Source organism: Arthrobacter sp. fls2-241-R2A-172, from assembly GCF_030208885.1.
Classification (GTDB): Bacteria; Actinomycetota; Actinomycetes; order Actinomycetales; family Micrococcaceae; genus Arthrobacter.
This window is the reverse complement of record NZ_JARVTB010000012.1, coordinates 155,473-181,686: the sequence shown is the minus strand read 5'-3', so window position 1 is coordinate 181,686 and position 26,214 is coordinate 155,473. Positions and strand designations below refer to the sequence as shown.

Genomic DNA, 26,214 nt, shown 5'->3' with positions numbered 1-26,214 from the left:
TCCGCCCAAAACCCGGCTCCCTCACACGAGGGGGCCGGGTTTTTGCTTCGGGTTGCGCTGGTTTACAAAAATATATAGACCGGTCTATTATTTTTTCATGGCTATCAAAGGAAACCTGACGAAGGCACGGCTTACAGAGTCGATGCTGCAGCTCATCCAGACCAGCGGCTACAGCGGCACAGGCCTGAACGCTGTGATCGAACACGCCGCCGCGCCCAAGGGGTCTGTCTACTTCCACTTTCCCGGCGGGAAGGAGGACCTGGGAGTCGCAGCGGTCGACCTCGCCGCGACGCAATTCCAGGCCCTGATCGCGGAGGCGGCATCTTCCGCAGGCGGCCCGGCTGAAGCTGCCCGCGCCGCCATTGAGGCTTTGGCGACGATCGTCAGCGAGGGCAACTTCCAACTGGGCTGCCCTGTCTCCGTCGTCACCTTGGAGATGGGCGCTGAGAGCGAGCGACTGCGGCAGGCATGTGCCACTGCCTTCGAGTCGTGGATCGTACCGACGTCCGCGCTGCTGGAAGCAAGCGGCATTGACGCAGAGGAGGCGCGGTCCTTGGCGACGGTCATTGTGTCGACAATCGAGGGCGCGGTGATCGTCTCCCGCGCCATGATGAGTACCCAACCCCTGGCTTCGGCCGCTGATGTAGTGGCAGAGCTCATCAACCAGCGCCTCGAGACCACTGGGAGGACCCGATGACAACACTTGAAGGCCCCCGCCACGCCCTGGTCTTCGGGGCCTCGGGATTGGTTGGCAGGCATCTCGTCCTGGCCCTGGCCCAAGCTGGCGCGAACGTCACGGCGGCTGTACGGACCGCCGAGTCCGGTGCCCGTGTCGAGCGATGGGTGCGGGAGCACGGCCTGACAGGGAGCATCAACACGACGATCGTCGATTTCGATTCCCCCGGGATCGTCACTGGAGGCCCCTCGACATTCCCGGACGTCACCGAGATCCACAACTGCGCCGGGACCTACCGATTCGGAATGACCGCCCACGAGGCACGCAGCGCGAACGTCGGCATCGTCGAGAAGCTGATGGACTTCGCCACGGATCTCCCCAAACTGCAGCGCGTCGTCCATGTGTCGGGATACCGCGTCGGCGGACAGGATCCAACCACCATTCCATGGTCAGAGGATTACCGCGCTGCGGCCTACAAGGAACTTGGTGCCTACGAAGCCTCAAAAGTGGAATCCGACGCGATCTTCCAGGCCTTGGCCATGGAACGCGGAATCCCCTGGACCATCGTCAACCCGTCCAGCCTGATCGGCGACAGCGTGACTGGGGAATCCGACCAGCTCATCGGGCTGCCCACCACCATCGGACAGATCTGGGAAGGCAGCGTTGCGGCGTTGCCAGGAGACGAAACGACGTTCCTCCCGGTCGTTACGGTCGACTATCTTACGGCTTTCATGACGGCTGCCGCGGTCGACCCGGCTACTGCGGGCAACGCGTATTGGATTCTCGACGACGCCACACCGCCACTGGCGGACCTGCTCACGCATGTCGGCCGGCATCTTGGCGCGAAGGTCCCACGGCTAAGGCTGCCGGTTGGGGTCATCAAGCGGCTCCCGGAGCGGATCACCAAGGCAGATCCCGAGACGCTTACCTTCATGTCCTCCGACCGCTACCCAACCCAGTCAGCAATCAAGTTCGCCGACAAACACGGAATCCGGATGCCGGACGTGCTGCTGTCCTTGGAACGGTGGGCCGATTACCTGGCCGCGCATCGGTTCGGGGCCATCATGGCCGAGGACCGTCGGTTCGTGGACGTCGGCGGCATACGGACATTCGAACTGGGCGTCGCCGGGCCCACCAGGCTGATCCTTCCCGGCCTGCCGGTCAACGCAGACACGTGGGCTGGAGTGGCGGCTGATATCGGGGCGCGCGTGATGGACATTCCCGGACTCGGACTCAGCGGAGGAGCGGGCGTTCAGGACTGGGAAGGGTGGCTGCCCGCCCTGCTGGAGGGGGAACCTGTCGACCTTATCGGCCATTCGATCGGTGCCGCTGCAGCAGTGGTCGCAGCAGACCGGGTGCCCGCGAAGGTCACGTCCCTTACGTTGATCGCGCCATTCTTCCTCCAGCCGGCGACACCCGCGTTGTCCAGGCTTCGGCCGCTGGTCAGCTCCTACCTGCGACGTGTCGGACCGGCAAGGTTGTCACAGCAACTGACCGGCACGGATGCGAGCAGGGAAGCCCTCCGATCCAGCGTGGCCGACCTCAAGCGAAGCAGTGCCACGAGGGTGGCCCAGCATCTCGCCCTGACGGGATCCAAGCAGTGGCGCAGCGAACTCCAGGACGCCCTGGGGCGGTTCAGCGGCCAGGTCCGGATCATCACGGGAAGCGAGGACCCACTCACCGCCGATGCGGCCGTGCAGCTCAAGTCCCTTCCCAACGTCGAGCTGATTGTGGTTCCGGGCGCCGGGCACCACCCGCAGTTGACCCACGGCGACGCTCTCGCCAGCCTCCTCAAGAATCCCTCACGCGAGCAGGGCACCCGCAGCTACAGCTGCTAACGACGGTCGGCAACCTCTACGGCGCAAACATCACGGCGGAGGTGGAGGCCCGCACCGGAGTACCCGTTCTCGATTCCGTGGCGGTCACCCTCTGGCACGCCCTGAGGCTGGCCGGCGCGCCGCTGCTTGACCCCGCATGGGGCAGGTTGCTTGCCGGCTAGTCCTTGTCGATCCGGTCCAGCAATTTTCCCAGGGCATCGCGGATGTCATCGTAATCGTTCTGGCCGGCGCGGCTTTCGGCGGCGATGACACCGCAGCGGTGGATCTTTGTGAAGTCTCCGATGGGGAACTTGTAGTGGCCCTTCTGGTCATCCGGGTGTTCGTCGTCGACGCCGAGGAACCACTTGGAGTACTCGGCATGGCCATGCTTGTCCAGGAACGCATTCTCGTCCTTGGTTGAGGGGGCATGCTCACTCCAGTCGTCCCGGGTGTCCTTAGCCACCTTGCCATCACGGATCAGGGCCTTGGCGTGCTCGAAGGCCTTCTTGTTGAGCTTCACGGTCATGTCGCAACCTCTCAGTTAAGGCTTTGGGCTGGTACGCCCCAGCTTAGGGCGCGGACGGACGGCCCGGAATACCCGACGGCGAGCGCACAGGGCGAGCCTCTGGGGTCAGTTCATGAGCTGGACCCAGAGGCCCGCGCCCCGCTCCTTCGTGACCATCCGGCGTCCGATCGCTCCCCGTTGGGTCAGCCACAGGACGCTGCCGTCAGCAGTGACGGCTTCCACCTGGCCCTGGTCAACGATCTCGTTCCCACGCCAGATCTGGACGGCCTGGCCCACCAGCAGTTTCCAGTTGGACACCCGCTTTCCCCGCGCTGTTTCGAGGCGTGATCCAAACAACGATTCGTTCCCACGGTCTTTCACTCGATGACTCCTAGCCTGGTGTACACAGTTCCTGTACATGACGTGTGCCATCAACGGCGCATAAATGACGCGTTTATGCTGTCCGCATTCATCAGAGTGCTTTTACGGCGCCCAACACCTTGGTCAGCGAGTCTTTCGCGTCCCCGAACAGCAACGTGGTCTGCGGTTCATAGAGCAACTCGTTTTCGACGCCGGCGAACCCCGGCCTCATGGAGCGTTTCAGGAATACCACCTGCCGGGCGTCGGCCACTTCCAGGATTGGCATTCCGTAGATGGGCGAGCCCGCCGTGGTCTTGGCCGCGGGGTTCACGACGTCGTTGGCACCCACCACCAATGCGACGTCCGTGGTTTTGAACTCAGAGTTGATGTCCGACATTTCCTTCAGCGACTCGTAGGGAACGTTTGCCTCGGCGAGGAGCACATTCATGTGTCCGGGCATGCGTCCCGCAACAGGGTGGATGGCGAAGTCCACGTCAATCCCCCGGGCCTCCAAAGCCAAGGCAAGTTCCGCCGCGGTGTGCTGCCCCTGCGCCACGGCGAGTCCGTACCCGGGAACGATGATCACACGCTGCGCGTAGCCGAGCAGCACTGCGATGTCCTCAGCGCTGGAGGAGCGGACCGGCCGTTCGCTCACTGTCGTTGAACCTGCGGTGGAGCCACCCTTGAAGGCACCGAACATGATGCCGGCAACACTGCGCCCCATGGCCGATGCCATGGCGCGGGTAAGGATGGTGCCGGATGCTCCCACCAGTGTTCCGGCAACGACCAGGAGGACGTTCCCCAGCACCAGGCCCGATGCGGCGACAGCCAAGCCAGTAAAGGCATTCAGGAACGAGATGACAATCGGCACGTCAGCGCCACCCACCGGCAGCACCAGAAGGACGCCGGCTCCGAGCCCGAGGACCAGAAGCACCACAGCCCAGCCGGGCGCGCCGCTGGCGATGACCACTGCGCCGGCAGCGACGGCGGCCAGGAGCACCACAGCCATGAGGACGGGCAGCCCGGGAAACGTCACGGGCCGTGTGGTCATGAGCCCTTGCAGCTTGGCGAAGGTGATCGCCGAACCCGCGAAAGACACAGCACCCACCAACAGGGTGAACACGATGGCCAAGCGAACCCAAGCGTCTTCCGTATGCGGCAGTTCCAGCAGGGCAACCAGGGCCGCCGCACCACCGCCCACACCGTTGAACAAGGCCACGAGTTGCGGCATCTGGGTCATCTGCACCCTGCGCGCCACGGGGGCAGCAACGCCGGCACCCACCACGATCGCCCCCAGGATCCAGGGGATGTTGTCCAGCTTCACGGACAAAAACACCGCCACCACGGCCACAAGCGCCCCGAACGCCCCGATCAGGTTGCCGCGGCGCGCGCTCTTGGGCGAACTCAGCCCCTTCAGGGCAAGGATGAAGCAGGCGGCAGCTGCTAGATACAGCAGCGCAGTCCAAGTGGGGTTCAGAAGGGTCATCGACGCCCCTCCCTGCCCGTGGCTTGCCCGGCATCAGCGCTCGACGGCGGCCGCTGCCGTCCCCGGAACATCTCCAGCATGCGGTCGGTCACCACGAACCCACCCACCAGGTTGGCCGTGGCAAGGACGACAGCCAGCAGGCCGACCGCCAGGACCCACGGATCAGAAGCCTGCCCGGCGACGATGATGGCACCCACCAGGATGATGCCGTGAATGGCGTTCGCCCCGGACATCAGGGGTGTGTGGAGGGTGCTGGAGACTTTGGAAACAACCTCGAAGCCCACAAAGACTGCCAGGACCGTGATCGTCAACAGGCTCATGCCGTCCATCAAGGTGCTCCTTCGGATCCGGGGGAAAGTGCTGCAAGTGCTTCCGCGGTGGGCGCGTGCCGGATGGCGCCATCGTGCGTCAGGCACGCCCCCGCCACCACCTCGTCCGAGAAGTCGGGTGAAACCACGCCCTCGCGGGTCATGAGCGCCAAAAGGTTGGCCACGTTCTTGGCGTACAAGCGCGAGGCGTCCGCCGGCATGGCGGAGGCCGGATCCTTGATTCCCACCAGGGTCACCGTGCCCTGGCCGTCGCCAGTGGGGACGGGGATATCCTGCCCCGGAATACTCCCTTCCACATTGCCGCCGGACTCTGCCGCCAGGTCAATCACCACCGACCCAGGCCGCATGCCCTGGACCATCTCGCGGCTCACCAGGAGCGGTGCCCGCCTTCCGGGAACAGCGGCGGTAGTAATCAGGACATCGGCCTGGGCAACGTGTGGAGCAAGGAGTGCCCGTTGCAGGGCTCCCCTGTCGGCGCTCAGTTCCCGGGCGTAGCCACCCGAGGCTTCCGCCGTTTCAAGGTCCAGCTTGATGAATGTTCCGCCCATGGACGCTACTTCGTCTGCTGACGCGGGCCGGATGTCGTTCGCCGAGACGCGGGCGCCAAGCCTTTTGGCTGTTCCGATTGCCTGCAGTCCAGCCACGCCAGCTCCAAGGACCAGCACCCGGGCCGGCGGGATGGTTCCGGCCGCCGTCATGTAGAGCGGGAAGAACCGGGGCAAACGCATTGCTGCCTCGAGCACGCACCGGTACCCGGCCACGAGGGCCTGGGAAGTCAGTGCATCCATGGACTGGGCCCGCGAAATCCGGGGCACCAGCTCCAGGGCGAACGATGTGATGCCGCCAGCGGCGAGGGCCCGCACGGTTGGCAACTCCGACGACGGCGACCCCAGTCCCACGGTGACCGCGCCACGCTGGAGGGATCCCGCCGTCGTCGGGTCCATGGGGCGCACGTGGCAGTAGATGTCGAGTGTCCCAAGGTCCAGGGCCTGGACGACGGCCGCTCCGGCGGCCCGGTAGTCGTCGTCGCTGTGGCCGGAGGCAGCGCCGGCGCCTGACTCGATCTCAAGGTCGAGTCCAAGGCCCGCCAACTGCTTGACCGTTTCCGGCGTAGCGGCCACCCGCCGCTCACCGTCGAGCCTCTCGCGCCCAATCCCTGCTTTCAACGCCACCCCTCTCCGGAACTCGCCAGAAACCAGTTGGCATGAGTCTATGACCGCAAGGGTCCGGGCGGGAGTAGGGGGCTGCGCTATGTGCACAAGTCCACTAGGGTCGGTGGAAGCTGGTGGCAACCAGCCACCACACCGTCGACGAGCCGGTTCCGGCCGTGCCGTCGGGAAGGAACGCCGCTATGGACACGTTCAAAATCGGCTATTTCGTAGGAAGTCTTTCAAGTACCTCCATCAACCGGACCCTCTCCAAGGCGCTGATCAGCGTGGCGCCGCCGGAACTCGAGTTCCATGAGATCGAAATCAAGGACCTCCCCCTCTACAGCTCCGACTACGACGACGACTTTCCGCCCGCCGGCAAGGCGTTGAAGGATGCCATCGCGGCCTCGGACGGCATCCTGTTCGTCTCGCCGGAGTACAACCGCTCCATTCCGGGCGCGCTGAAGAACGCCATCGACTGGGGCTCCCGCCCGTGGGGCACCAATTCCTTCGCCCGGAAGCCCACCGGAATCATCGGAGCGTCGCCGGGCGGCATCGGCACTGCGGTGATGCAGTCCTCGATGCGGAGCGTGCTGAGCTTCCTGGACGCGCCGCAGTTGAACGCACCGGAGGCGTACATCCGTTTTGTCGCGGACGCTTACGACGACGACGGTTCCGTTAAGGACGAAGGCACCGCAGGCCTCCTGCGGCACTACATGGAGGAGTACAGCGCGTTCGTGCAGCGCGTCCTTGCCGCCAACGCACCGGGCCACATCGGCGACCCGGAACCGGATGCCGACAAGTTGAACCGCTAGGACCGCGTGTTGGGTGTCGCCCGGACCTGAACGGGCGACACCCGGTACCCCTCGGACTGCAATTTAGTCAGTATGCTTACTACTGCGAGGATTTACGAACAGGCCCTACCCCAGGAGAAGAAGATGCTTCGCAGAGTAGCTATGACCGCCTTGGCAGTGACCCTTTTCGCCGGCACCGCCGCCTCCACCGCGGGAGCCGCGAACGCGGCCACGAGCCTTCAGGGCAGCGTTGCCGCAACCACGCAGAGCCCATCACCCGAGCCGAGCAACCCAACCGGCCCTTCCACAGCAACCCCCACGGCGGAGCCAACGTCCGACGCTCCAAACCCAGCGGGCACAGGACCGGCCAACCCCGGCACCAGCGAAACCGGCCAGCAACAGCAAACCCGGACAGACGTTGTTCCGTGGGTCCTCGCTGGGGTAGCCGCCGTCATCATCATCGCGCTCATCATCTGGACGCTGCGCAACCGCCGCGGTCGGGACAAAGGCATCCAGCACGACGACGTCCGGTAACCGGGCGGGGCGCCTCGCCCCAAGGAGCCAGGCGCCCCCCTGCCGGTCAGGTGATTCTGGCGGTCAGCTGGCCCGGCCGCTCAACTTCCCCGGCCGCTCAACTTCCCAATAAGGCTCGTCTCCAAGTGTTCCAGCAGTTGCTGCGGATTGTCGTAGACTTCCGCGGCTCCTGCGTCCCGCAGTTCCGCTTCGCTGATTCCACCGCAGGTCAGGGCAACCACCGGCACCCCGATCGCAGCGCCGGCCTTCACGTCCCACACGGCGTCGCCAACAAAGACGGCATCCTCGGGGTCCACGCCGAGCTTCTCCAGGCAGGCCATCAGGATGTCCGGGGCGGGCTTGCTTTCCTCGGCGTCATCTGAACTGGTCCAGGCGTCGATGGAGGAGCCTGCGTCGAGGAGGTGGCGGCTCACGTCGAGGTCGCGTTCCTGCGCCGATGATGCCAAGCCGACCGCAAGACCGGCGTTGGAGCATGCCGCCAGAAGGTCACACGCGGAATCGAAGGGCCGGAGCGTCGGCCAGAAGGTCGAAAATACGGCACCGTGGGCCGACTTCAAGTCTTCCTGCATTTCGTCGGTGCAGTCCGGGACCAGGCTCTGGATCAGCTTGTCGCCTCCCATGCCTACGCGGCGGTGGATGGCCGACATTTCGATGTCCAGCCCTTCGCGCCTGAACGCCTGCCACCAGGCCATTGCATGGAAGTAGCTGGAATCGATCAGCGTACCGTCCACATCAAAGAGGACTGCGCGCGTCTTTTGGGACTTCACCTCAGCTGCCACAACCCACCACTTCCGATGCCGTGCGGGTACCTTGCGCCGCGAGCGCCGAATCAATGGCGGGCTCTTCCAGCATCAGTACCGCGTACCGATCAGAAGAGGCTTGCCGCAGCAGCCCAGTGCCGGCCACTTCCCGTATGGCCTCCACGCCTTCCACCGCCTCATCCACCGAAGAGAACCGCTTTGAGAGGCCCATGAGGGCGTCATTGCCGTCCACCATCAGAATCCGATATCCCCCGTCGGGCGTTTCAACCATCTCCAAGTGCCCGGCCACGCCAACCTCCTCGTCATCGATGAAATGCATAGTAAGACTACTTAGTATAGGCCACCTAAGAAATGTGGCGTAACGCGGGAAATACGCGCCTGCAACATCTTGTTGGCACCTACATGACAACAATTGGAATCATCGGTGCAGGACACATTGGCAGCCAGGTTGCACGCAAGGCCGTGGAACTGGGCTACGACGTCGTGATCAGCAACTCGCGGGGTCCCGAGACGCTGGGCGATCTGGTCGCGGAACTTGGGCCGAGGGCCCGGGCCGCCACGGCAGCCGAAGCAGCAGCGGCAGGCGATTTCGCCGTCGTGACCGTTCCCTTGAAGAACTACCAGAGCATCCCCACGGAGCCGCTTGAGGGCAAGGTGGTCATCGACACGAACAACTACTACTGGGAGCGCGACGGCCGTATCCCCGAGCTGGACAACGGCGAAGCAACCACATCAGGCCTCCTCCAGAAGCACCTCCCCACCTCCAAGGTAGCCAAGGGCTTCAACCACATCTTTGCCAAGGACATCACCACTGACGGCACCCCCGCCGGGACGCCGAACCGCCGCGCCCTGGCGACCGCCAGCGACTTCCCCGAAGCCGCAGAACTTGTCACCAAGCTCTACGACGAATTTGGCTTCGACACCGTCAACATCGGCCCGCTGGAAGACAGCTGGCGCGTCGAGCGCGACCGCCCCGCCTACGTCATACGGCAGAATGCGGACGAACTCCGCGAGAACCTCGCTAAGGCAACCCGCACCGTCTAATCCCGTTAGGCACGGCGGCGGGCAAGCGGCTGATGCTTGCCCGCCGCCTTTGTCATAGGTGCTTTTTGGTTCCGGCAATTGGCCCCTTGGAGGCCGAAAAAAGGACGGCGAAACGGTGTCACGAATCGGCGGCGGCGCGCACATTATGGGTGGCTGCCTCTCCGTCAGGCCCGGCGCATGGGCTTACGGGGAGGCAGCTTCGCCCTAAAAGCCCCTACGCGAGGAGTCCCATGTCCACACGAATCTCGAGCTGGCCTGCAGCAACCCCCATGTGGGTGGACCTGGGCGCAAATGATCCCAAAGCGGCGAAATCCTTCTATTCTGGCCTGTTCGGCTGGGATTTCATCTCCGGCGGCCAGAACGCGGGCGGCTATGTCCTGGCCTGTGTTGGCGGGCGTGCCGTGGCAGGACTGGGCCCCAAGCAGGATCCATCCATGCCCACCACGTGGACAACGTTCCTCGCATCGGACGATGTTGACGTCACCGCGAAGAAGATCAGCGCAGCGGGTGGACAGCTGATTGCGCAGCCGTTCGACGTCACGGACTCCGGCCGCATGGCCTTGGCCGTGGACAGCGCCGGCGCAGTGTTCGGAGTCTGGCAGGCAGGCAACCACATCGGCGCGGAGCGGGTCAACGAGCACGGCGCACTGTGCTGGAACGAGCTCCATACCCGCGACTACGCAGCGGCCCGCGCTTTCTACTCCGGAGTCTTCGACGTCAGCTACCAGGACGTTACGGAGGATGGCTTGGTCTACTCCACTATCCGGAGGCCCCTGGATGGCCGCGAAGTAGCAGGGGTCCACCATGACACCGGGCTCTCCGGGACCACACCCAACCATTGGATGACTTGGTTCGCCAGCGACTTTGTGGAGGGCTCTGCCACCCGGGCTGTTGAACTGGGTGCGACACTCCTGGAACCGGTCACGGACAGCCCGCTGGGACGCATGGCCGTGGTGCGGGGTCCACAGGGAGAGGTGTTCGGCCTCATCGACGCACCGCGAACCAGCGAATAGTCAGGCCGCGGCCGGGTCCAGCGCTTCGGCGATGATCTCGTGCGCATGGGCGGCAGCCAAGGGTGCGGCCAGACGATGCACAGCCTGGAAAGTCCTGCGGACAGCCGGGCCGTGCCATTCTGGCGGCAGGTAATCCGTCGGCAGGTTCGGGTCCCGGTACGGAAACCGGCGCCACATAGTCAGCATGGGGATGTAGTAGCGGAACGCGTCACGCCGCAACTCCTCTGTGGACTGGGCCAGGGCAACGTTCGGGTCCTCGCCCACGCGCTCAATCCATTGCTGCTCCGCGTCCCCATAGAGTCCAAGGAACTCGGTGAACTGTTCATCAAGTTCCTTGAGGTCCCACCACTCGGAGATTTTGGGGCGCATGGGTCCATCAAAGACGTAGTCGCTCCGGAACAGGTCCACGAACTCGATCAAACCATTGGCAGTGAGACGCTCCTTGGCCTGCTCAAGTTTGTGGGCCGGCGCTATCCACACGCCGTTAGCCACCGAGCCGAAGCCCAAGCCGGACAACGCTGAACGCAGTTGATGCCGCCGGTTCCGCATGGACTCAGGCACCGAGAAAACGGCCAGCACCCAGGTATCCACCGGCGCAGGCTGCTCAGGGGCAAAGATCCGGCGGTCACCTTCGCGGAACACGTCGCTGACCGACTCCGAGATTTTGTATTTGGCAATCCCGCCTTCGCGAACGCTCTTCAGCACGCCTTTTGCCTTGAGCCTGGAGACGGAGGACCTCACGCCCGGAGCGTCGTAACCGAGTGAGCCCAACATGGAAATCAGTGCGGACACCGGCAGGGCATCACCTGCGTTCCGACCATAGAGCCCGAAAATGGTAACGAGCAGCTGCTGGTGGCGCACCGGGGGTGCCGGGACGGCGAACATCGGAAGGATCCTCATTTCCGCGCCCCGCATTGGGCGCCAGTCCAGTTCATCATAGGTCGGCGCCGGACCTCGCCCGAGACTAGCCGAGCCATACTAAGCATGCTTAGTATGGACGGACGCTGTTCCAGGGCTGTTACTGCCCCGGAGAGATCTTTCCGTTCAAACGATAGGAAGCACATCATGGCAGGAAACCTGGTAGCACGCTCCATTCACGACCTTACGGCCGCGGCCTGGTTCGGCGGCTCATTGATGGGGGCCATTGGGCTGAATGGAGCCGCCGCGGAAGCCAAAGATCCCACGGAGCGTACCCGGTTGTCGAGCAAGGGCTGGGGCAAGTGGGCTCCTGTGCAGACAGCAGCCTTCGCCGGGCACCTCGCCTCAGACCTGGCAATCGCTTGGGAGAACAAGGGCAGGATCGCGAAGCAGGACAGCGTCGCCGCCAACACCATCTACAAGACCGTGGTGACATTGGCCGGAGCTGCCGTCACGCTCTACGCGGGCGTTGTTGGCAAGAAGGTCGATGAGCTCTCCGAAGAGGGCGCAGAAGGAGCCACCGAGCCCCGCGCGGGCGCTTCCGACGAACTCAAGTCAGCCCAGACCCAGCTGAAGGCTCTGCAGTGGGCCATCCCCGCATTCGCGGCCTGGGTGATCATCCTCGGCGCCAAGCATGGTGAGATGCAGCGGCCCAAGAACATCCTGAAGGGTCTCCGCTAAGGGCTCCCAAATCCCCGCCGAGATGGCACTAAATGACAATCCGGGGCCCTGGCATTGTCATTAAGTGCCATCCCGCGCGGTGATCCTCCGGACGAAGTGCTCCGGCCACGGTTCCGCTGAGGTGCCGCCCTCGGGAACGTGGACGGTGGTGACCGTACCGAAAGCCGCCACGTCCCCGCCGTCGGACGTCACCTCGAATGCCATGGTGAGCGAGGTGCGCCCCAGCGCGCTGATCTTCACCGTCGCGGTGATGCGCTGGCCGAACCACAGCTTGGCTTTGTAATTGATGACCTGCTGGACCCTGGGTGCGCTGGGGAAATACTCCGGCAGGTCCAGTAACCGGAAGAGTTCAGCTTCGGCGGCTTCCACCCAGCGCAGAATGGCCGAATTGTGCTGGTGTCCGGAGGCGTCGGTGTCCACCCATTCCACCGTTCGCTCGACGCACGCCTCCGGAAACCTTTCCACTTATGCTCCTAACGGGCGCTGACTGCGGCGTCGTCGGGGTCGACGTCGACGTCGGATACCGGCACCTCAGGTTGTGGCTTGGGAATCAACGCCACCGCACCGGCCGCCAGCACTGCGATACCGGCGAAGATCGCGAAGTTCGCCTCGAAGGGCAGCTTCGAGCCGGCAATCCAGCCACCGATCAACGGTCCCGAGATGGCACCAAGCCGGGCGAAGCTCAACGCCCAGCCGGTTGCCGTTCCACGGACCTTCGACGGGTAGTAATCGGCGATGTAGCCGGTCAAAACCAGAGAGGTTGAGATTGACCCAATACCAGCGAAGGCCACGAAGAGCAGGTTGACCACCATGGTGTTGGGGAAGACCAACAGCATGATGCCAAGGCCGCCCAGAATGTAGAACACCACCAGGATGAGCTTCTTGCCGTACTTGTCCGCGGCCCGGCCCAGAAGCAGGCCACCGATCGCGGAAGCCAGGCTGAAGACCAGCAGGAATGTCAGCGACGAGCCGAGGTCATAACCGGCCTTCTTCATGATGCTGGGCAGCCACGTGTTCAGGCCGTAAACCAGCAGCAGGCCCAGGAACAGGGAAATCCAGAAGAAGACCGTAGAGCGCAGGTACTTTCGGGAGAACATCGTGGTGATCGTCCTCCACCACGGTTCCGCCTGGGCGCCGGGCACGGGAGCGGCAGGAACCACCGGCCGGTAGTCGGAGATCTGCAGTTTGGCCGCCAGCGCCTTGGCCTCAGCCCGTCGCCCCTTGGACTCAAGGTATTCGAGGGACTCGGGGAGGAACTTCCAGATGATGGGGAGCAGCACCACGGGCGCGGCGCCGATGGCGATCACTGCACGCCACCCACCGATCGGGAGCACGAACAAGGCAGCAAGGGCCGCCACTACGATGCCCAGGGAGTACCCGGAGTACATGAGCCCGTAGTTGAAGGATCGCTTGTTCGGGGCCGAGTACTCGATGGTCAATGCCGCCGCCACGGGGATGACACCGCCCATACCCAAGCCGCCGATCAGGCGGAACAGGCCGAACAGTTCCGGCGTAGGTGCCCACGCTGCGCCTGCCTGGGTGAGCGTGAAGATGACCATGGAGGCCAACAGCATCCTCTTGCGGCCCACCAGGTCACTCAGGGTGCCGATGAAGAGCGCTCCAATAAGCATGCCGATCAGGGCATATGAACCCAATCCGCCCAGTGCCAGCGGCGAGAGGTTCCATTCCTTGTACTCAGCCAGGGCCGGGAGCACTGCGCCGAGGACTCCGACGTCGTATCCCTCTGCGAGGATCGCGATCCAGCAGCAAAACAACACCAGGCCGGTTGTTTTGGTGGGTACATTCCAGTCATTGACGGGTGCGGTTGCCATGACTACTTCACCAGGACCGATGCTGCGTCGGACCGGGGAGTCCAACGAAGGTGCGTGGTGGCCTCTTCAATGTCCACTTCCTTGAGCAGCGACAGACGCGGACGGACGGCGTCGGTGCGTGAGCTCGGCGGCTTGCGGCGTCCGGCGCGGAACTGCGGAATCCACTGGGCGCCCGGGCCCTGGTATTCCTGTTCAGCCGCAGCGTGCAGGGTCCACTGGGGATCGTAGAGATGCGTACGGCCGAGCGCGATGAGGTCCGCACGGCCGGCGAGGAGGATGGAGTTGACGTCGTCGTAGCTGGAGATGGCGCCGACGGCGATCACTGCCACGCCTGCCGGAGCGGCGACTTCCTGACGGATGCGGTCGGCGAACGGGGTCTGGTAGCTGCGACCGAACGCGGGCTTCTCTTCCTTGGCGACCTGGCCGGTGGAGACATCCAGGCCCGCGGCGCCGTGCTCAACGAACGCCTTCGCGATCGCCACGGAATCATCGGAGGTGTTGCCGCCCTCGATCCAGTCGGTCGCGGAGATGCGTACCGTCATCGGCTTGCCGGCAGGCCACACCGCGCGAACGGCGTCGAACACTTCCAAGGGGAACCGCAGCCTGTTCTCCAGGCTGCCGCCGTATTCGTCGGTCCGCTGGTTGGACACCGGCGAAAGGAAGGAGGAGAGCAGGTAGCCGTGGGCTGCGTGGATTTCAAGGAGGTCGAAGCCGGCCTCCTCGGCACGGACGGCAGAAGCGACGAACTCGGCCTTGATGGCGTCCATCCCAGCACGGTCCAGTTCCACAGGCGTCTGGTTTTCGGCGCTGTACGGCAAGGCAGAAGGGCCGACGGCGGTCCAGTTGCCGGACTCAAGCGGCTGGTCGATGCCCTCCCACATGAGCTTGGTGGAGCCCTTGCGGCCGGAGTGACCCAACTGCGCGCCGATCTTGGCGGTGGAACGGCCGTGGACGAAGTCAACGATCTCCTTCCAGCTATCGCGCTGGGCATCCGTGTAGAGGCCGGTGCAACCGGGGGTGATCCGGCCGGTTTCCGAGACGCAGACCATCTCGGTCATGACCAGCCCGGCACCACCCAGGGCCTTGGAGCCCAGGTGGACCTTGTGGAAGTCACCGGGAACGCCGTCCGTGGCTGAATACATGTCCATCGGGGAGACCACAATGCGGTTCTTCAGCTCCAGTTCCCCGATACGGAAGGGCTGGAACATGGCCGGAGCCACCTCGGTGAGCCCCTGGGACTCGGCAAAGTCGCGGTCCACGGCGTCGGCGAATTCGGGATCGCGGAGGCGCAGGTTTTCCTGGGTGATGCGGCGGCTGCGGGTGAGCAGGTTGAACGCGAACTGGGTGGGGTCCTGGTCCTTGTACTGGCCGATGCGCTCGAACCACTCCAGGGATGCCTGGGCTGCGCGCTGCGTGGATGCCACCACGGGCCGACGTTCGGTTTCGTAGGCTTCCAAGGCTTCCTGCACCGTGGGGTGCTCGTGCAGGCAGGCCGCCAACGCGAGGGAATCTTCCATGGCCAGCTTGGTGCCGGAGCCGATGGAGAAGTGTGCCGTGTGGGCGGCATCGCCCAGGAGCACCACATTGTCTTTGCGCCAGCTCTGGTTCCGGACCGTAGTGAAGTTGATCCACTTGGAGTTGTTGGTCAGGACGTCGTACCCGTCCAGCTCTTCGGCGAAGATTTCGCGGATCTTGGCAATCGACTTTTCGTCGGAAACACCGGGAGGGAAGACCTCGTTGGCGGTCTCGTCAAAGCCGGCGGCGTGCCAAACATCCTGGTGCATCTCCACGATGAAGGTGGAGCCCTCATCCGAGTACGGGTAGCCATGGATCTGCATGACGCCCCACTCGGTTTCCTTCACGAAGAACTTGAAGGCTTCAAAGACCTGGTTGGTGCCGAGCCACATGAACTTGTTGCTGCGGGGGTCCAGATCCGGCTGGAACGCGTCGGCGTACTTGGCGCGGATCTGCGAGTTGATGCCGTCGGCCGCAAGGACCAGATCGTAGTTGGCTTCGAGCTCTTCCACCGGCGGAGCCACCGTGCTGAACCGAACGTCCACGTTGAGTTCGATGCAGCGGCGCTGCAGCAGCTCCAGGAGTTCCTTGCGGCTCATGGCAGCGAAGCCCTGGCCGCCAACGGTGATCGTCTCGCCACCGAAGTGGATGTCGATGTCCGACCAGCGGGCAAACCGACGGCTCATGTATTCAGCCACCACAGGATCGGCGTTGCCGATGCCGCCCAGGGTCTCATCGGAAAACACGACGCCGAATCCGAAGGTGTCGCTGGCAGCGTTGCGCTCCCAAAGGGTGATGTCGTGGGACGGATCCAGCTGCTTCATCAGTGCTGCGAAGTACAGGCCGCCCGGGCCGCCTCCAACGATTGCGATTTTCATGGTGTTGCTCCTTCTCAGGCCTGGCTCTGGCCGGCAGGGGTAAGTTGTACGTTCTTGTCAGCGTTTGCCGCAGCATCCGGCTTCAGGAGGCCGTCGCGGAGCTTGAAGTGCTGAAGTTTTCCGCTGGGATTGCGCGGGAGTTCGGTGACGAAACGGACATCGCGCGGGTACTTGTACGGGGCGATGGTCTGCTTGACGAAGTCCTGGATTTCCTTGCGCTTGGCGGCGTCTCCTTCGACGCCGTCGCGGAGGACCACAAACGCGCAGACGATGCTGCCGCGCTCCTCATCCGGAATTCCGATGACCGCGTTTTCCACCACGTCCGGGTGCTGGTCGATGGCGGTTTCGACTTCCGGAGCTCCGATGTTGTAGCCGGAGGACACGATCATGTTGTCCGAACGTGCCTGGTAGGTGAAGTACCCGTCGGCGTCCATGGCGAACGTGTCACCCGTGACGTTCCAGCCGTTCACCACGTAGTTCGCCTGCCGGGGATCGTCCAGGTAGCGGCATCCCGTAGGACCAATCACCGCCAGCCGTCCGACGCTGCCCGGGCCAACCTCGTTGCCGTCGTTGTCCAGGATGGTCGCCCGGAACCCCGGTACTGCACGGCCCGTGGTCCCGGGGCGGATGTCGTCACCGGCAGCGGAAATGAAAACGTGCAGCATCTCAGTTGCACCGATTCCATTGACCAAACGCAGCCCGGTGGCCTGGTGTACGGCTTCCCAGGTTTCCTTGGACAGGTGCTCACCGGCCGAAACGGCAATCCGCAGGCTGCGCAGGAGGTCCCCGCGCTTCTCCTTGAGAATGGCCCGATAGGCGGTGGGGGCGGTGAACAGGATGGTGGCCCCGGCCTTTGAGGCATGCTCAGCCAATTCCACGGGCCCTGCCTTCTCGGTCAGGAGCGACGATGCACCAAACCGAAGCGGGAACACCACCAGTCCGCCCAGCCCAAAGGTGAAGGCCAACGGGGGCGACCCTGCAAAGACGTCCTCGGCAGTGGGCTGCAGGATATAGCGGGCAAAGGTGTCCGCATTGGCCAGGATGTCCCGGTGAAAGTGCATGGTCACCTTCGGCACACCCGTGGTGCCGGACGTCGGACCCAACAGGGCAACGTCGTCCGCAGCAGTGTCCACAGCCGTGAACTTCCCACTCTTATGCCCGCAACGGGAGGCGAGGTCGCCGTCGTCGTCGAACCCGTTGCCGGCTCCGTACGTCAGGACGGTGACGTCATCCCCGGCGGCGATCGCGAGCTCGTCCACGAACCGGTGGTCGGAAATAGCCACCACCGGCTTGGTGAGCTGGATGAGCGTGGAGACCTCAGTGGAACGCAGCATGGGCATGGTGGTGACCACTACCGCGCCTGCTTTCAGGACACCCAGCCAGGCCGCCACGATCCAGGGGTTGTTGGGGCCACGCAGCAGCACACGGTTGCCGGGAAGGACGCCGAGGTCTTCCGTGAGGACCTGGGCAACCTGGTTGGAGCGGGTCTGGAGCTGACCGTAGGTCCAGACAGTTCCTTCCGGCGTCCACAGGGCGGGACGGTCCGGGCCAAACTGATCGACAGCGTCGTCGATCAGAACGGCCGCAGCGTTGAGCCGCTCGGGGTATTGGAGTTCGGGGAGGGTGAATTCAAGCGCCGGCCAGGTGTCGGCGGGCGGCAGGTGGTCGCGGGTGAACGTGTCCACGTGGGCCGATGGCGTCATGCTCATGGCCGTTCCTTTCAGTGGTGCGTCGTTGAAGCGATGGTTGGGGAGGTGGGAAGTTGCTAGGCGCCGGCCCGGATCATGCCCTCTTGGGCAACCGTGGCAAGGAGCCTTCCTTCCCGGTCGAAGAAGCGGCCCATGGCGAGGCCCCTGTTGCTCTGGCCGGAGATCGCGTCCTGGGCGTAGAGAACCCAGTCGTCGGCGCGGCCGTCCCGGTGGAACCACATGGAGTGGTCCAGGGACGCGGTAGCGAGTCCGGGGCTGGACCAATTGAGTCCGTTGACCCGGAGCAGGGGCTCCAGGATGGTGTAATCGCACACGTAGGCAAGAGCCGTCCGGTGGAGGTCGGCGTCGTCAGGCAGGGCATCGAAGGCCTTCACCCAAATGGCCTGCTGAGGTACAGAGCCGCCTTCCAGCTCGATATATACCGGACCGGGAATATGCCTCATATCGAAGCTGCGGCCCGTGGACCAGTACTCAGCTGCCTTGCCGTCCACGCCGTCCAGCGCCTCCGCTGCTGTCCGCAGCGATTCAGGCTCGACGGCGGCAGGAGCCTGGGGCTGGAAGTCCGGACCGTCCTCGGGAACCTGGAAGGAACCCATGGCGGCGTAGACCGGTTTGCCGTTCTGGAAGCCGCGCACTGTCCTGGTGGAGTACCCGCGCCCATCGCGCAAGCGCTCCACCTCGTACCGGACGCTGGAGCCGATATCCACCGGGCGCATGAAGTAGCTGTGCATCGAGTGGAGTTGCCTGTCAGCATCCACCGAGCGCATCATCGCAGCCGCAGCCTGCGCCACCATGTCTCCACCATAGGCTTTTGGCCACGGCACGTACTGGGTGGTTGCTTCATACGCTTCGTCGAAGACCTCTGCGGCCACGGGCGTGAGCTCCACGGCCTTAAGGAACGTCTCCGACGTCAGGGTTCCAGTGATCATTGCTTATGCCCGGCGGTAGTCGGCGAGGGTCTCGTCCGGGACGTCCTCGAGGTTGACCACGAGGTTTTCCGGCGTGCGAGCCGTCAACCACACGAGTTCTTCGGTGACGGACATGTTGGCTTCGACGTGGGGCATGAACGGCGGCACGAACACCCAGTCGCCGGCCTTCATGTCGATGAACTCGGAGTAGTTCTCGCCGAAATAGATGCGGCCGTGGCCGCGGAGGACGTAGCCGCCGGTCTCAGCCTCGCCGTGGTGGTGCGGGAGGGAGCGGTACCCGGGGGTGTTGGATACCTGGCCGAACCAGATCTTGGTTGCCGGGGTGTGCTGGATGCTGACGCCGGAAACCCGGATGCAGTCGCCTGACTGTGCGGTGTTGGTGTCCTCGGCACCGGCGCGGGTAACGACCGGTACTACCTTGCCGTCGGGCTGGGCGTAGATGGAGTTGTCGCCTTCGAGGCGGTATTCGGTGGTGGTCTGGCTCATGGGATTTCTCCTTTGTTGTTAGACGGTTGCTTCAGCGTGTGCGTGGATCCGGAACTGGTTCTCCAACCGGCCGATTCCATCGATTTCGGTCACCAGGGTGTCACCGTCCGCCAGGAACCGCGGCGGAGTCATCCCCATACCCACTCCCCCGGGCGTTCCCGTGAGCACCAGGTCACCGGGACGCAGGATGGTGAACTGTGAAATGTAGGAGAGCAGCTGTGCGGGGCCAAAGACCAGCGTGCTGGTGTTGCCGTCCTGCACCAGTTCCCCGTTGACGTAGCCGCGGACCTGGAAATGCTCTCCGGCTTCGTCCGCTGTGACCATGACCGGGCCAACGGGAGTCGTACGGTCCCACGCCTTGCCTTGGAACCACTGCAGCGTCCGGTTCTGCCAGTCGCGCATGGAGACGTCGTTCGCCACCGTATATCCTGCGATGCCCTGCCGGGCTTGGTCCTCATCGGCGTGGAACAGCTCAGAACCAACGACGACGGCGAGCTCGGCTTCCCAGTCGACGCGGCCGCTGCCCTGGACTTCTACAGCGTCGTTGGCGCCCACCAGGGTGTCCGCGTACTTGGCGAACAGGGTGGGGTACTGGGGGAGTTCACGGCCCATCTCCTGGATGTGGTCACCGTAGTTCAGGCCGCAGCAGATCACTTTGCCGGCGTTTGGCAACAGCGGTGCGAAATCCGGGTTGCTGATGGCCGCTCCGTCCGCAGCTTCCACCACGGCCCGCCAGTTGGCCTGGCCCAGGAGTGCGCCCACATCGCCGGCCGGAAGCGCCAGGTAAGAGTCGGCGCCCGTGGCGAGTGCCGCCGTCGTACCTCCGTTTGCCGTGCGCAAGGTGGCAAGTTTCATTGCTGGTTCCCTTCGAGATTTTTCGATGTGTCGACTTTTTTACGATCGTCACATATGCTCAACGTAGCACGGCAGAAATGATCTGCACAGAGGCTTTCCAAAAGTTTTTGCAGTTGCCATTACGAGGAGGAACAGCATGAGCCACCAGACGATCAACCCGGAGTCCCTGCCCAAGCCATCGGGCTTTGCGCACGGCATTCTGGCCGGCAACACCGTGTTCCTGGGCGGACAAACCGCGCTGGACAAGAACATGAACATCGTTCCCGGCGGCATCGTGGAACAGTTCACGCAGGCATTCACCAACGTGCTGACTACCCTGCGCGAGGCCGGCGGTCAGCCTGAGGACCTGGTCAACGTGACCATCTACCTCACGGACGTGGACGACTACATGGCCAACGGCCGCGAAATCGGACGCATCTGGCGTGAGATGGCGGGCTCGCAGTACCCGGCCATGGCCGGTATCGGCGTCACGCGGCTGTGGCAGAAAGAGGCCTTGATCGAAATCCAGGGCATCGCGGTGATTCCGGAACGCTAAGCCCGGTAGGCCAAGTCTGTGGGACGTGCGGGTTCAGATGCCGTTTTCGGCACCGAGGCGGCCCGCGCGGACTGCGCGTGCCAACTCCGCATGGTCCTTCTCGGTCTGGTCAGCGTAGTGTCTCGCCCATCCCCCCATTGCTTTTTCGAACAGCTCTGAGCGGCCGAGGTAGCCCGCGATGAATGCGGTGCCGGGAGTCTGGGAGTGGGCGCGGGCGAGCACACCCCCGCACAGCTGGGCATAGTCGGCCAGTGCCCCCGGGCCCAACTGATCCACGGCGAAGGACCCCTTCATGTCGCGGAATTGACGGACGAAGTAGTCCCGAGGCTGACCATCGGCCTCCACCGCGTCGCCCACCCATCCGAGGAACGGATCGGATTGTGCCTGCATGATCCTCTGGCCGGCCACGGTTCGGTAGCCTTGGCCGAAGCTGGTCAGCAACCGGACAACATCTGAGGATGGTCGGGAGCCTCCGTGACTCTCCAGCACGGAGCGCTGCACCTCTTTTGCTTGCAGGAACAAGGGCTCCTCCGATGGGCCCAGCATCAGGATCACCCAGCAACGGGTTCCGACGCTACCCACTCCGACCACCCGCAACGCTACGTCCACCAGCCGGTATTGGCTTACCAGCACTGCAGTATCGGCGCGCAACGAATCCCGATACTGGTCAAAAAGTGCGCTCACCCGATCCAGCGTCGTAGTTTCAGGGTGGTAGACCAACGGCCACTGGTCGACGATCCTCCGCTCCCCCTGGACCGTCTCCGTAGTCATCTTGGCCAGAACCTGTTCGGAGGTCCGCCTCTTGGCCTTCTCGACGTCCTTCTCCAGGATGTTTTTCCTGGAAAGCCTCCCGGACGACATGGTTGCCATGAGCACGTCCATATCGACGTGGAAGTAGTACCTCTCTGCTGCCGTACCCTCGAACAACCTCCGCATTGCCACCCGGTACCCCCTCGCCGAAGCTTCAGCAGCCGTTTGGCATTGTTCCTCAGAGTGGCCGCTGTTGCGTCCGCTCAGCCAGATACTCGCGGTGAGCCTCTTGACGTCCCATTCCCATGGCGCCGGGAAGACCTCGTCGAAGTCGTTGAGGTCGAACACCAAGCGGCGCTCGGGAGACGCGTACAAACCGAAGTTGGCCAAATGGGCGTCGCCGCAAGCCACCACTTGGTGCCCGGAAGTCGCCTCCGTGGACAGGTCACCGGCCATCACGGCGGCGGCTCCCCTGAAGAAGGCGAAGGGCGTCTGCAGCATTCGCCCAACCCGCACGGGAACAAGGTGCGGCAATCGGGAGGCGTGCTGCTCCTCAAGAATCGATACCGGGCTGCGGTCCGGCGTCGAGAACTTTCCCTGGGCACTCCGCGGCAAGGCCTCCCGGGCGGCTTTACCCCTGGCGCGGTCTTGGTCGACTGGACTCCACGTACCACTGACGAGTGGGCTCATGGCATAAGTGTGGCATCCGGGTCTTCTTGGGTGAACCATGTCCCTATGGGAACCGTCACTGAATACCTGGAGAGTGTTAACGCCGACAACCGCGCCATCCTGGAACGGATCGTTGGGATCGCCCGCGAGTTGGCCCCCGACGCCGAAGAAGGAGTCAGCTACGGCATGCCCGCGCTGCTGGTCGATGGGAAGGGGTTCGTGAGCGTGCTCGAGACGAAGAAGCACCTGGCTCTGTACCCGTTCAGCGGGCAGATCCTGCCGACAATGTCGGAGGAGCTAGGTGGATATTCCTGGTCTCCCGGCACACTGCGGTTTTCCGCGGACAATCCTGTGCCCGACTCGATGATTCGGCGGATCCTGGAAACGCGGTTGGCGGCGATCCGGAAGTAGCTTCAGTGCTTCGCGGAGACGTCCTGTGAGATGGCGTTGGCCGCGGCCACGACTTCCTGCCGCACGGATTCAAGGTACTTCTCCGGGTCCGGCTGCGCTGCAACCGCCTGGGCTTGCAATGACACGTTGATGGCAGCGACGTTGTCGCCGTTGTTGTGATTGAACACGGGCGCCGCGATGGACATCAGCCCGAGTTCGAGCTCCTGATCGAGCAGGCACCAGCCTTGCGTACGGACACGCTCGACGGCGGCCCTCAAGTCAGGCACACTGGCGACGGTCCGCGGTGTGAGAGGGGTGAGTTCCGCCGTCGAAAGGTAGGCCTCAAGCTTGGCTTGCGGCAATCCGGCGAGCAGGACGCGACCCATGGATGTGGCGTAGGCGGGGAAGCGGGTGCCGACCGTGATCCCGACGTTCATGATCCGGCGCGTAGCAACGCGGGCCACATAGAAGATATCCGGACCGTCCAGAACCGCGGCCGAGGTGGACTCCCCCAGCTTCAGGCTCAGTTCCTCAAGGTGCGGCTGGACGAGTTGCGGCAGCGACAGGGCCGACAAGTACGAGTAGCCCAGCTGCAGCACCTTGGCCGTGAGCGCGAAGGTCTTGCCGTCGGTGCGGACGTAGCCCAGTTCAACCAGGGTGTGCAGGAACCTGCGGGCCGTTGCACGGGTCAGGTCCGTCCGGGCAGCGACTTCGCTCAGCGTCATCACCGGGTTGTTCGCGTCAAAGGCCCGGATCACGGCGAGCCCGCGGGCCAATGACTGGACATACTGGTCGCTGGCCTGCGGGGTTACTGCGGAATCGGTCATGGTTACCAATCCTAGGGTGCGTTGCGGGGCCTGCTCTGCGGGGTTCACGCGCGAAATACCCTGCAGAGCGGGCCCCGCAACGGGAGCGGTGCGACTTGCGGGGCCTACTATGCAGCCTTCAGCGGCAGGGGAACCAGTTCCTGGATTTCCTCGAACGTGCAGCCAAATGTTTCACGGACTGTGACGCCTTCGGGGCCAGTGAGGAACACCGCTTTGTCCGTGTACACGCGGGTCACGCAGCCGACGCCGGTCAGCGGGTAGGTGCACTGTTCCACGAGCTTGGACACGCCTTCGCGCGTCAGCAAGGTCATCATCACGAAGACGTCCTTGGCTCCGGTGGCCAGGTCCATGGCACCTCCGACGGCGGGGATCGCGTCCGGGGCGCCGGTGTGCCAGTTCGCGAGATCTCCCGTGGCCGAGACCTGGAAGGCGCCGAGGACACAGATGTCCAGGTGACCGCCGCGCATGATCGCGAACGAGTCAGCGTGGTGGAAGTAAGAGGCGCCGGGGAGTTCGGTGACGGGGATCTTGCCGGCGTTGATCAGGTCACCGTCGATCTCGTCCCCCTCAGCAGCCGGGCCCATTCCGAGCATCCCGTTCTCCGTGTGGAGGGTGATGTTCTGTTCCTCGGTGAGGTAGTTCGACACCAGGGTTGGCTGGCCGATGCCCAGGTTCACGAAGGAACCCGGGGCGATGTCACGGGCAACCAGCTGGGCGAGTTCATCGCGTCCCAAGGGCTTCTCGGACGTCTGGATGCTTGTCTGCGTGCCCATGCTCAGGCCACCTTTCCTTCAGAAACGGCACCAACGCGAACAACCGAATTCACGTAAATCCCCGGGGTCACTACGTTCTCCGGATCCAAGGAACCCGTGGGCACGATCTCCGAAACCTGAACAATCGTGTGCTTTGCGGCGGCGGCCATGATGGGCCCGAAGTTCCGGGCGGTCTTGCGGTACACGAGGTTGCCCTTGCCGTCTGCCTTGAGTGCCTTGATCAGTGCGACGTCAGCATGGATGGGCGTCTCGAATACCTGCCATTTCCCGTCGAGGAACCGGGTTTCCTTGCCCTCTGCCAGCGTGGTGCCGTACCCGGTGGGGGTGAAGAAGCCGCCGATACCGGCCCCGGCAGCACGGATGCGTTCGGCCAGGTTGCCCTGCGGAACAAGCTCCAGCTCAATCTCCCCGGCGTGGTATTTCGCGTCGAAGTGCCAGGAATCGGACTGCCGCGGGAACGAGCAAATCATTTTCCGGACCCGCCCTTCCTTGATCAGCAGCGCCAGGCCTTGGTCACCCTGGCCGGCGTTGTTGTTCACCACGGTCAGGTCCTTCGCGCCACAATCCATGAGCGCATCGATCAGCTCGAACGGCTGCCCGGCATTGCCGAACCCGCCGATCATCACCGTGGAACCGTCCTTGATCCCGGCCACGGCCTCGCCAACAGTGTCAATGAAATTCAACATGGCCCTTAGACTCCTTCCGAAACACCAGAGGTTACGTTTTCCAGCACCACGGCCAGGCCTTGACCCACACCGATGCAGATCGCCGCCACACCCCAGCGCTGCCCGGAAGCCTGCAAGGACCGGGCCAGCGTGCCCAGGATGCGAGTGCCGGAAGCACCGAGCGGGTGGCCCATGGCGATCGCACCACCATGCCGGTTCACGATTGAGGGGTCGATCCCCCACGCATCAACGCACGCCAGCGACTGCGCGGCAAACGCTTCGTTAAGTTCGACGGCGCCAACCTGGTCCCAGCCGATGCCCGCCTTCGCGAGCGCCTTGTTGGCTGCCTCCACCGGGGCGTACCCGAAGAACTGGGGATCGTTGCCGTGCGCACCGCGGCCTGCGATGCGGGCCAACGGTTCCAGGCCGAGGATCGAGGAGGCAGCCTCGGAACCGATCCACGCCGCCGACGCACCGTCCGACAAAGGCGAGGCGTTCCCGGCGGTGACCGTGCCGCCGTCGGGCCCGTCAGACTCAGGCCGGAATACTGTCTTCAAGCCGGCCAGCTTCTCCGCGGAGGAACCTGCGCGGATGCCTTCGTCGCGTACAAGATCCGTGCCCGGAACGGCAGACACAAGGTTGTCGTAGAACCCTTCGTTCCATGCAGCATCAGCCAGGTTGTGCGAGTCCGCCGCAAAAGCATCCTGGCGCTCCCGGGTGATCCCGTACTTCTCGCGCAGCCGTTCGGTGGCCTCGCCCAGGGAGATGGTCCAGTCCTTGTTCATGGCAGGGTTCACCAGTCGCCATCCCAGCGTGGTCGAAGCCAGGGTCATGTCGCCGGCGGGGTAGGGCTTGGAGGTCTTGGGCAGCACCCACGGCGCGCGGGACATGGATTCGGCGCCGCCCACCAGCATCAGCTCGGCGTCGCCTGCGTTGATCTGCCGGGACGCAATGATTGCCGCGTCCAACGACGAACCACACAGGCGGTTGACGGTGGTCCCGGGAATTGAGACCGGCAGGCCAGCGAGCAGCGTGGCCATGCGGGCCACATTGCGGTTTTCCTCGCCGGCACCGTTGGCGTTGCCGAACACCACCTCGTCGATCCGCTCAACATCCAGCCCCGGCGCCCGCTTCACGGACTCGCGGACCACATGGGCGGCCAGGTCGTCGGGACGGACAGCGGCAAGGCCGGAGCCGAACTTGCCGAAGGGCGTGCGCACGGCGTCGTACACAAATGCCTGGTTCATGGGTTTCTCTCTCTATCTCCCCAACTCGGGGACGGTCAGCCTCGTTATGAGGCATCAGCGGGACATGAGCTCGTCCCGTGGCTGGGTT

General features: G+C 64.0%; 29 protein-coding genes. 9 read left to right on the top strand and 20 right to left on the bottom strand.

The genetic code is table 11. From position 1 onward, the window contains the following. Window positions 1-97: 97 nt before the first annotated feature. Together QRM57_RS17125 and QRM57_RS17120 are read left to right on the top strand one after the other, a co-directional pair. Window positions 98-697, top strand: a complete 600-nt coding sequence (locus QRM57_RS17125) for a TetR/AcrR family transcriptional regulator (RefSeq protein WP_284987446.1) — start codon at window positions 98-100, stop codon at window positions 695-697. Continuing rightward, window positions 694-2,514 carry an alpha/beta fold hydrolase gene (locus QRM57_RS17120; RefSeq protein ID WP_284987445.1) on the top strand — a complete coding sequence of 607 codons (1,821 nt, stop codon included), beginning with the start codon at window positions 694-696 and terminating at the stop codon, window positions 2,512-2,514. The genes QRM57_RS17125 and QRM57_RS17120 overlap by 4 nt, the downstream gene beginning before the upstream one ends. Before the next feature lie 157 nt (window positions 2,515-2,671). Here the strand turns inward: QRM57_RS17120 and QRM57_RS17115 are convergent, their stop codons facing one another. From QRM57_RS17115 to QRM57_RS17095, 5 genes are all read right to left on the bottom strand, one after another. After that, window positions 2,672-3,019, bottom strand: coding sequence for a hypothetical protein (locus QRM57_RS17115; RefSeq protein ID WP_235518452.1), 348 nt, complete (start codon window positions 3,017-3,019; stop codon window positions 2,672-2,674). 105 nt (window positions 3,020-3,124) lie between these two features. Further along, window positions 3,125-3,379: a hypothetical protein gene (locus QRM57_RS17110; RefSeq protein ID WP_235518444.1), complete on the bottom strand. Its 255-nt coding sequence runs from the start codon at window positions 3,377-3,379 to the stop codon at window positions 3,125-3,127. Between the two features lie 91 nt (window positions 3,380-3,470). Further along, the gene (locus tag QRM57_RS17105) at window positions 3,471-4,844 is read right to left on the bottom strand and encodes an NAD(P)(+) transhydrogenase (Re/Si-specific) subunit beta (RefSeq protein WP_284987444.1); all 1,374 of its coding nucleotides are present in this window, start codon (window positions 4,842-4,844) and stop codon (window positions 3,471-3,473) included. Then, window positions 4,841-5,173, bottom strand: coding sequence for an NAD(P) transhydrogenase subunit alpha part 2 (locus tag QRM57_RS17100; protein ID WP_257369756.1), 333 nt, complete (start codon window positions 5,171-5,173; stop codon window positions 4,841-4,843). Before QRM57_RS17100 ends, QRM57_RS17105 begins: the two co-directional genes overlap by 4 nt. After that, a complete protein-coding gene (locus QRM57_RS17095) occupies window positions 5,173-6,339 on the bottom strand; it encodes a Re/Si-specific NAD(P)(+) transhydrogenase subunit alpha (protein ID WP_284987443.1) in 1,167 nt (388 codons plus the stop codon). Before QRM57_RS17095 ends, QRM57_RS17100 begins: the two co-directional genes overlap by 1 nt. A gap of 185 nt (window positions 6,340-6,524) precedes the next feature. Here QRM57_RS17095 and QRM57_RS17090 point away from each other — a divergent pair, with 185 nt between their 5' ends. Further along, window positions 6,525-7,136 carry an NADPH-dependent FMN reductase gene (locus QRM57_RS17090; protein ID WP_284987442.1) on the top strand — a complete coding sequence of 204 codons (612 nt, stop codon included), beginning with the start codon at window positions 6,525-6,527 and terminating at the stop codon, window positions 7,134-7,136. Window positions 7,137-7,208: 72 nt separating this feature from the next. Then, window positions 7,209-7,649 (top strand): hypothetical protein, encoded by a 441-nt coding sequence (locus QRM57_RS17085; protein WP_284987440.1) that lies wholly within the window; start codon window positions 7,209-7,211, stop codon window positions 7,647-7,649. A gap of 80 nt (window positions 7,650-7,729) precedes the next feature. Here QRM57_RS17085 and QRM57_RS17080 read toward each other — a convergent pair whose 3' ends face one another. Both QRM57_RS17080 and QRM57_RS17075 read right to left on the bottom strand, forming a co-directional pair. Further along, complete coding sequence (locus QRM57_RS17080; protein ID WP_284987438.1) at window positions 7,730-8,428, bottom strand: HAD family hydrolase; 699 nt, start codon at window positions 8,426-8,428, stop codon at window positions 7,730-7,732. Then, a complete protein-coding gene (locus QRM57_RS17075; protein WP_284987437.1) occupies window positions 8,418-8,729 on the bottom strand; it encodes a hypothetical protein in 312 nt (103 codons plus the stop codon). The genes QRM57_RS17080 and QRM57_RS17075 overlap by 11 nt, the downstream gene beginning before the upstream one ends. Window positions 8,730-8,812: 83 nt before the next feature. Between QRM57_RS17075 and QRM57_RS17070 the strand changes: the two genes are divergently transcribed. Together QRM57_RS17070 and QRM57_RS17065 are read left to right on the top strand one after the other, a co-directional pair. After that, the gene (locus QRM57_RS17070; RefSeq protein WP_284987436.1) at window positions 8,813-9,454 is read left to right on the top strand and encodes an NADPH-dependent F420 reductase; all 642 of its coding nucleotides are present in this window, start codon (window positions 8,813-8,815) and stop codon (window positions 9,452-9,454) included. Window positions 9,455-9,684: 230 nt separating this feature from the next. Then, window positions 9,685-10,467, top strand: a complete 783-nt coding sequence (locus tag QRM57_RS17065; RefSeq protein WP_284987435.1) for a VOC family protein — start codon at window positions 9,685-9,687, stop codon at window positions 10,465-10,467. Here QRM57_RS17065 and QRM57_RS17060 read toward each other — a convergent pair whose 3' ends face one another. Further along, on the bottom strand, window positions 10,468-11,367 hold the full coding sequence (locus QRM57_RS17060) for a PaaX family transcriptional regulator (protein WP_284987434.1): 900 nt from the start codon (window positions 11,365-11,367) through the stop codon (window positions 10,468-10,470). Between the two features lie 165 nt (window positions 11,368-11,532). On the opposite strand from QRM57_RS17060, the gene QRM57_RS17055 reads away from it, so the two are divergent. Then, window positions 11,533-12,066 carry an ABC transporter permease family protein gene (locus tag QRM57_RS17055; protein ID WP_257369770.1) on the top strand — a complete coding sequence of 178 codons (534 nt, stop codon included), beginning with the start codon at window positions 11,533-11,535 and terminating at the stop codon, window positions 12,064-12,066. Between the two features lie 60 nt (window positions 12,067-12,126). Here the strand turns inward: QRM57_RS17055 and QRM57_RS17050 are convergent, their stop codons facing one another. Genes QRM57_RS17050 through QRM57_RS17020 form a run of 7 tightly spaced genes read right to left on the bottom strand, consistent with a single transcriptional unit; the run spans window position 12,127 to window position 20,270 of the window. After that, a complete protein-coding gene (locus QRM57_RS17050; RefSeq protein ID WP_284987432.1) occupies window positions 12,127-12,531 on the bottom strand; it encodes an acyl-CoA thioesterase in 405 nt (134 codons plus the stop codon). An 8-nt stretch (window positions 12,532-12,539) separates the two neighbouring features. Next, the gene (locus tag QRM57_RS17045; protein ID WP_284987431.1) at window positions 12,540-13,898 is read right to left on the bottom strand and encodes an MFS transporter; all 1,359 of its coding nucleotides are present in this window, start codon (window positions 13,896-13,898) and stop codon (window positions 12,540-12,542) included. Window positions 13,899-13,900: 2 nt separating this feature from the next. Further along, window positions 13,901-16,291, bottom strand: a complete 2,391-nt coding sequence (locus QRM57_RS17040) for a bifunctional salicylyl-CoA 5-hydroxylase/oxidoreductase (protein ID WP_284987430.1) — start codon at window positions 16,289-16,291, stop codon at window positions 13,901-13,903. A gap of 14 nt (window positions 16,292-16,305) precedes the next feature. After that, window positions 16,306-18,000 (bottom strand): AMP-binding protein, encoded by a 1,695-nt coding sequence (locus tag QRM57_RS17035; protein ID WP_284987429.1) that lies wholly within the window; start codon window positions 17,998-18,000, stop codon window positions 16,306-16,308. Window positions 18,001-18,056: 56 nt separating this feature from the next. Beyond that, window positions 18,057-18,929, bottom strand: coding sequence for an acyl-CoA thioesterase (locus QRM57_RS17030; protein ID WP_284987428.1), 873 nt, complete (start codon window positions 18,927-18,929; stop codon window positions 18,057-18,059). Window positions 18,930-18,932: 3 nt separating this feature from the next. After that, on the bottom strand, window positions 18,933-19,415 hold the full coding sequence (locus QRM57_RS17025; RefSeq protein WP_284987427.1) for a cupin domain-containing protein: 483 nt from the start codon (window positions 19,413-19,415) through the stop codon (window positions 18,933-18,935). Window positions 19,416-19,433: 18 nt separating this feature from the next. After that, window positions 19,434-20,270: a fumarylacetoacetate hydrolase family protein gene (locus QRM57_RS17020; protein WP_257369778.1), complete on the bottom strand. Its 837-nt coding sequence runs from the start codon at window positions 20,268-20,270 to the stop codon at window positions 19,434-19,436. 136 nt (window positions 20,271-20,406) lie between these two features. Here QRM57_RS17020 and QRM57_RS17015 point away from each other — a divergent pair, with 136 nt between their 5' ends. Then, entirely contained in the window at window positions 20,407-20,805 is a 399-nt protein-coding gene (locus tag QRM57_RS17015) for a RidA family protein (RefSeq protein WP_144648759.1), read from the top strand. Between the two features lie 33 nt (window positions 20,806-20,838). Here QRM57_RS17015 and QRM57_RS17010 read toward each other — a convergent pair whose 3' ends face one another. Then, window positions 20,839-22,245, bottom strand: coding sequence for a DUF2252 domain-containing protein (locus QRM57_RS17010; protein ID WP_284987425.1), 1,407 nt, complete (start codon window positions 22,243-22,245; stop codon window positions 20,839-20,841). A gap of 45 nt (window positions 22,246-22,290) precedes the next feature. Here QRM57_RS17010 and QRM57_RS17005 point away from each other — a divergent pair, with 45 nt between their 5' ends. Continuing rightward, the gene (locus QRM57_RS17005; RefSeq protein ID WP_284987424.1) at window positions 22,291-22,635 is read left to right on the top strand and encodes an iron chaperone; all 345 of its coding nucleotides are present in this window, start codon (window positions 22,291-22,293) and stop codon (window positions 22,633-22,635) included. Window positions 22,636-22,637: 2 nt separating this feature from the next. Here QRM57_RS17005 and QRM57_RS17000 read toward each other — a convergent pair whose 3' ends face one another. The 4 genes from QRM57_RS17000 to QRM57_RS16985 all read right to left on the bottom strand — a co-directional run bounded on the left by QRM57_RS17000 (window position 22,638) and on the right by QRM57_RS16985 (window position 26,126). Further along, the gene (locus QRM57_RS17000) at window positions 22,638-23,441 is read right to left on the bottom strand and encodes an IclR family transcriptional regulator domain-containing protein (RefSeq protein WP_284987423.1); all 804 of its coding nucleotides are present in this window, start codon (window positions 23,439-23,441) and stop codon (window positions 22,638-22,640) included. Between the two features lie 107 nt (window positions 23,442-23,548). After that, window positions 23,549-24,214 (bottom strand): 3-oxoacid CoA-transferase subunit B, encoded by a 666-nt coding sequence (locus tag QRM57_RS16995; protein WP_235518359.1) that lies wholly within the window; start codon window positions 24,212-24,214, stop codon window positions 23,549-23,551. Between the two features lie 2 nt (window positions 24,215-24,216). Further along, a complete protein-coding gene (locus QRM57_RS16990; RefSeq protein ID WP_257369786.1) occupies window positions 24,217-24,900 on the bottom strand; it encodes a 3-oxoacid CoA-transferase subunit A in 684 nt (227 codons plus the stop codon). A 5-nt stretch (window positions 24,901-24,905) separates the two neighbouring features. Then, on the bottom strand, window positions 24,906-26,126 hold the full coding sequence (locus QRM57_RS16985) for a thiolase family protein (protein ID WP_257369787.1): 1,221 nt from the start codon (window positions 26,124-26,126) through the stop codon (window positions 24,906-24,908). Window positions 26,127-26,214: the final 88 nt, after the last annotated feature.

Coding starts and splice junctions, on each gene's coding strand:
- QRM57_RS17125 (WP_284987446.1), top strand. CDS start 98: ATGGCTATCAAAGGAAACCTGACGAAGGCACGGCTTACAGAGTCGATG.
- QRM57_RS17120 (WP_284987445.1), top strand. CDS start 694: ATGACAACACTTGAAGGCCCCCGCCACGCCCTGGTCTTCGGGGCCTCG.
- QRM57_RS17115 (WP_235518452.1), bottom strand. CDS start 3,019: ATGACCGTGAAGCTCAACAAGAAGGCCTTCGAGCACGCCAAGGCCCTG.
- QRM57_RS17105 (WP_284987444.1), bottom strand. CDS start 4,844: ATGACCCTTCTGAACCCCACTTGGACTGCGCTGCTGTATCTAGCAGCT.
- QRM57_RS17100 (WP_257369756.1), bottom strand. CDS start 5,173: ATGGACGGCATGAGCCTGTTGACGATCACGGTCCTGGCAGTCTTTGTG.
- QRM57_RS17090 (WP_284987442.1), top strand. CDS start 6,525: ATGGACACGTTCAAAATCGGCTATTTCGTAGGAAGTCTTTCAAGTACC.
- QRM57_RS17085 (WP_284987440.1), top strand. CDS start 7,209: ATGCTTACTACTGCGAGGATTTACGAACAGGCCCTACCCCAGGAGAAG.
- QRM57_RS17075 (WP_284987437.1), bottom strand. CDS start 8,729: ATGCATTTCATCGATGACGAGGAGGTTGGCGTGGCCGGGCACTTGGAG.
- QRM57_RS17070 (WP_284987436.1), top strand. CDS start 8,813: ATGACAACAATTGGAATCATCGGTGCAGGACACATTGGCAGCCAGGTT.
- QRM57_RS17065 (WP_284987435.1), top strand. CDS start 9,685: ATGTCCACACGAATCTCGAGCTGGCCTGCAGCAACCCCCATGTGGGTG.
- QRM57_RS17060 (WP_284987434.1), bottom strand. CDS start 11,367: ATGAGGATCCTTCCGATGTTCGCCGTCCCGGCACCCCCGGTGCGCCAC.
- QRM57_RS17055 (WP_257369770.1), top strand. CDS start 11,533: ATGGCAGGAAACCTGGTAGCACGCTCCATTCACGACCTTACGGCCGCG.
- QRM57_RS17045 (WP_284987431.1), bottom strand. CDS start 13,898: ATGGCAACCGCACCCGTCAATGACTGGAATGTACCCACCAAAACAACC.
- QRM57_RS17040 (WP_284987430.1), bottom strand. CDS start 16,291: ATGAAAATCGCAATCGTTGGAGGCGGCCCGGGCGGCCTGTACTTCGCA.
- QRM57_RS17035 (WP_284987429.1), bottom strand. CDS start 18,000: ATGAGCATGACGCCATCGGCCCACGTGGACACGTTCACCCGCGACCAC.
- QRM57_RS17030 (WP_284987428.1), bottom strand. CDS start 18,929: ATGATCACTGGAACCCTGACGTCGGAGACGTTCCTTAAGGCCGTGGAG.
- QRM57_RS17025 (WP_284987427.1), bottom strand. CDS start 19,415: ATGAGCCAGACCACCACCGAATACCGCCTCGAAGGCGACAACTCCATC.
- QRM57_RS17020 (WP_257369778.1), bottom strand. CDS start 20,270: ATGAAACTTGCCACCTTGCGCACGGCAAACGGAGGTACGACGGCGGCA.
- QRM57_RS17015 (WP_144648759.1), top strand. CDS start 20,407: ATGAGCCACCAGACGATCAACCCGGAGTCCCTGCCCAAGCCATCGGGC.
- QRM57_RS17010 (WP_284987425.1), bottom strand. CDS start 22,245: ATGAGCCCACTCGTCAGTGGTACGTGGAGTCCAGTCGACCAAGACCGC.
- QRM57_RS17005 (WP_284987424.1), top strand. CDS start 22,291: ATGGGAACCGTCACTGAATACCTGGAGAGTGTTAACGCCGACAACCGC.
- QRM57_RS17000 (WP_284987423.1), bottom strand. CDS start 23,441: ATGACCGATTCCGCAGTAACCCCGCAGGCCAGCGACCAGTATGTCCAG.
- QRM57_RS16995 (WP_235518359.1), bottom strand. CDS start 24,214: ATGGGCACGCAGACAAGCATCCAGACGTCCGAGAAGCCCTTGGGACGC.
- QRM57_RS16990 (WP_257369786.1), bottom strand. CDS start 24,900: ATGTTGAATTTCATTGACACTGTTGGCGAGGCCGTGGCCGGGATCAAG.
- QRM57_RS16985 (WP_257369787.1), bottom strand. CDS start 26,126: ATGAACCAGGCATTTGTGTACGACGCCGTGCGCACGCCCTTCGGCAAG.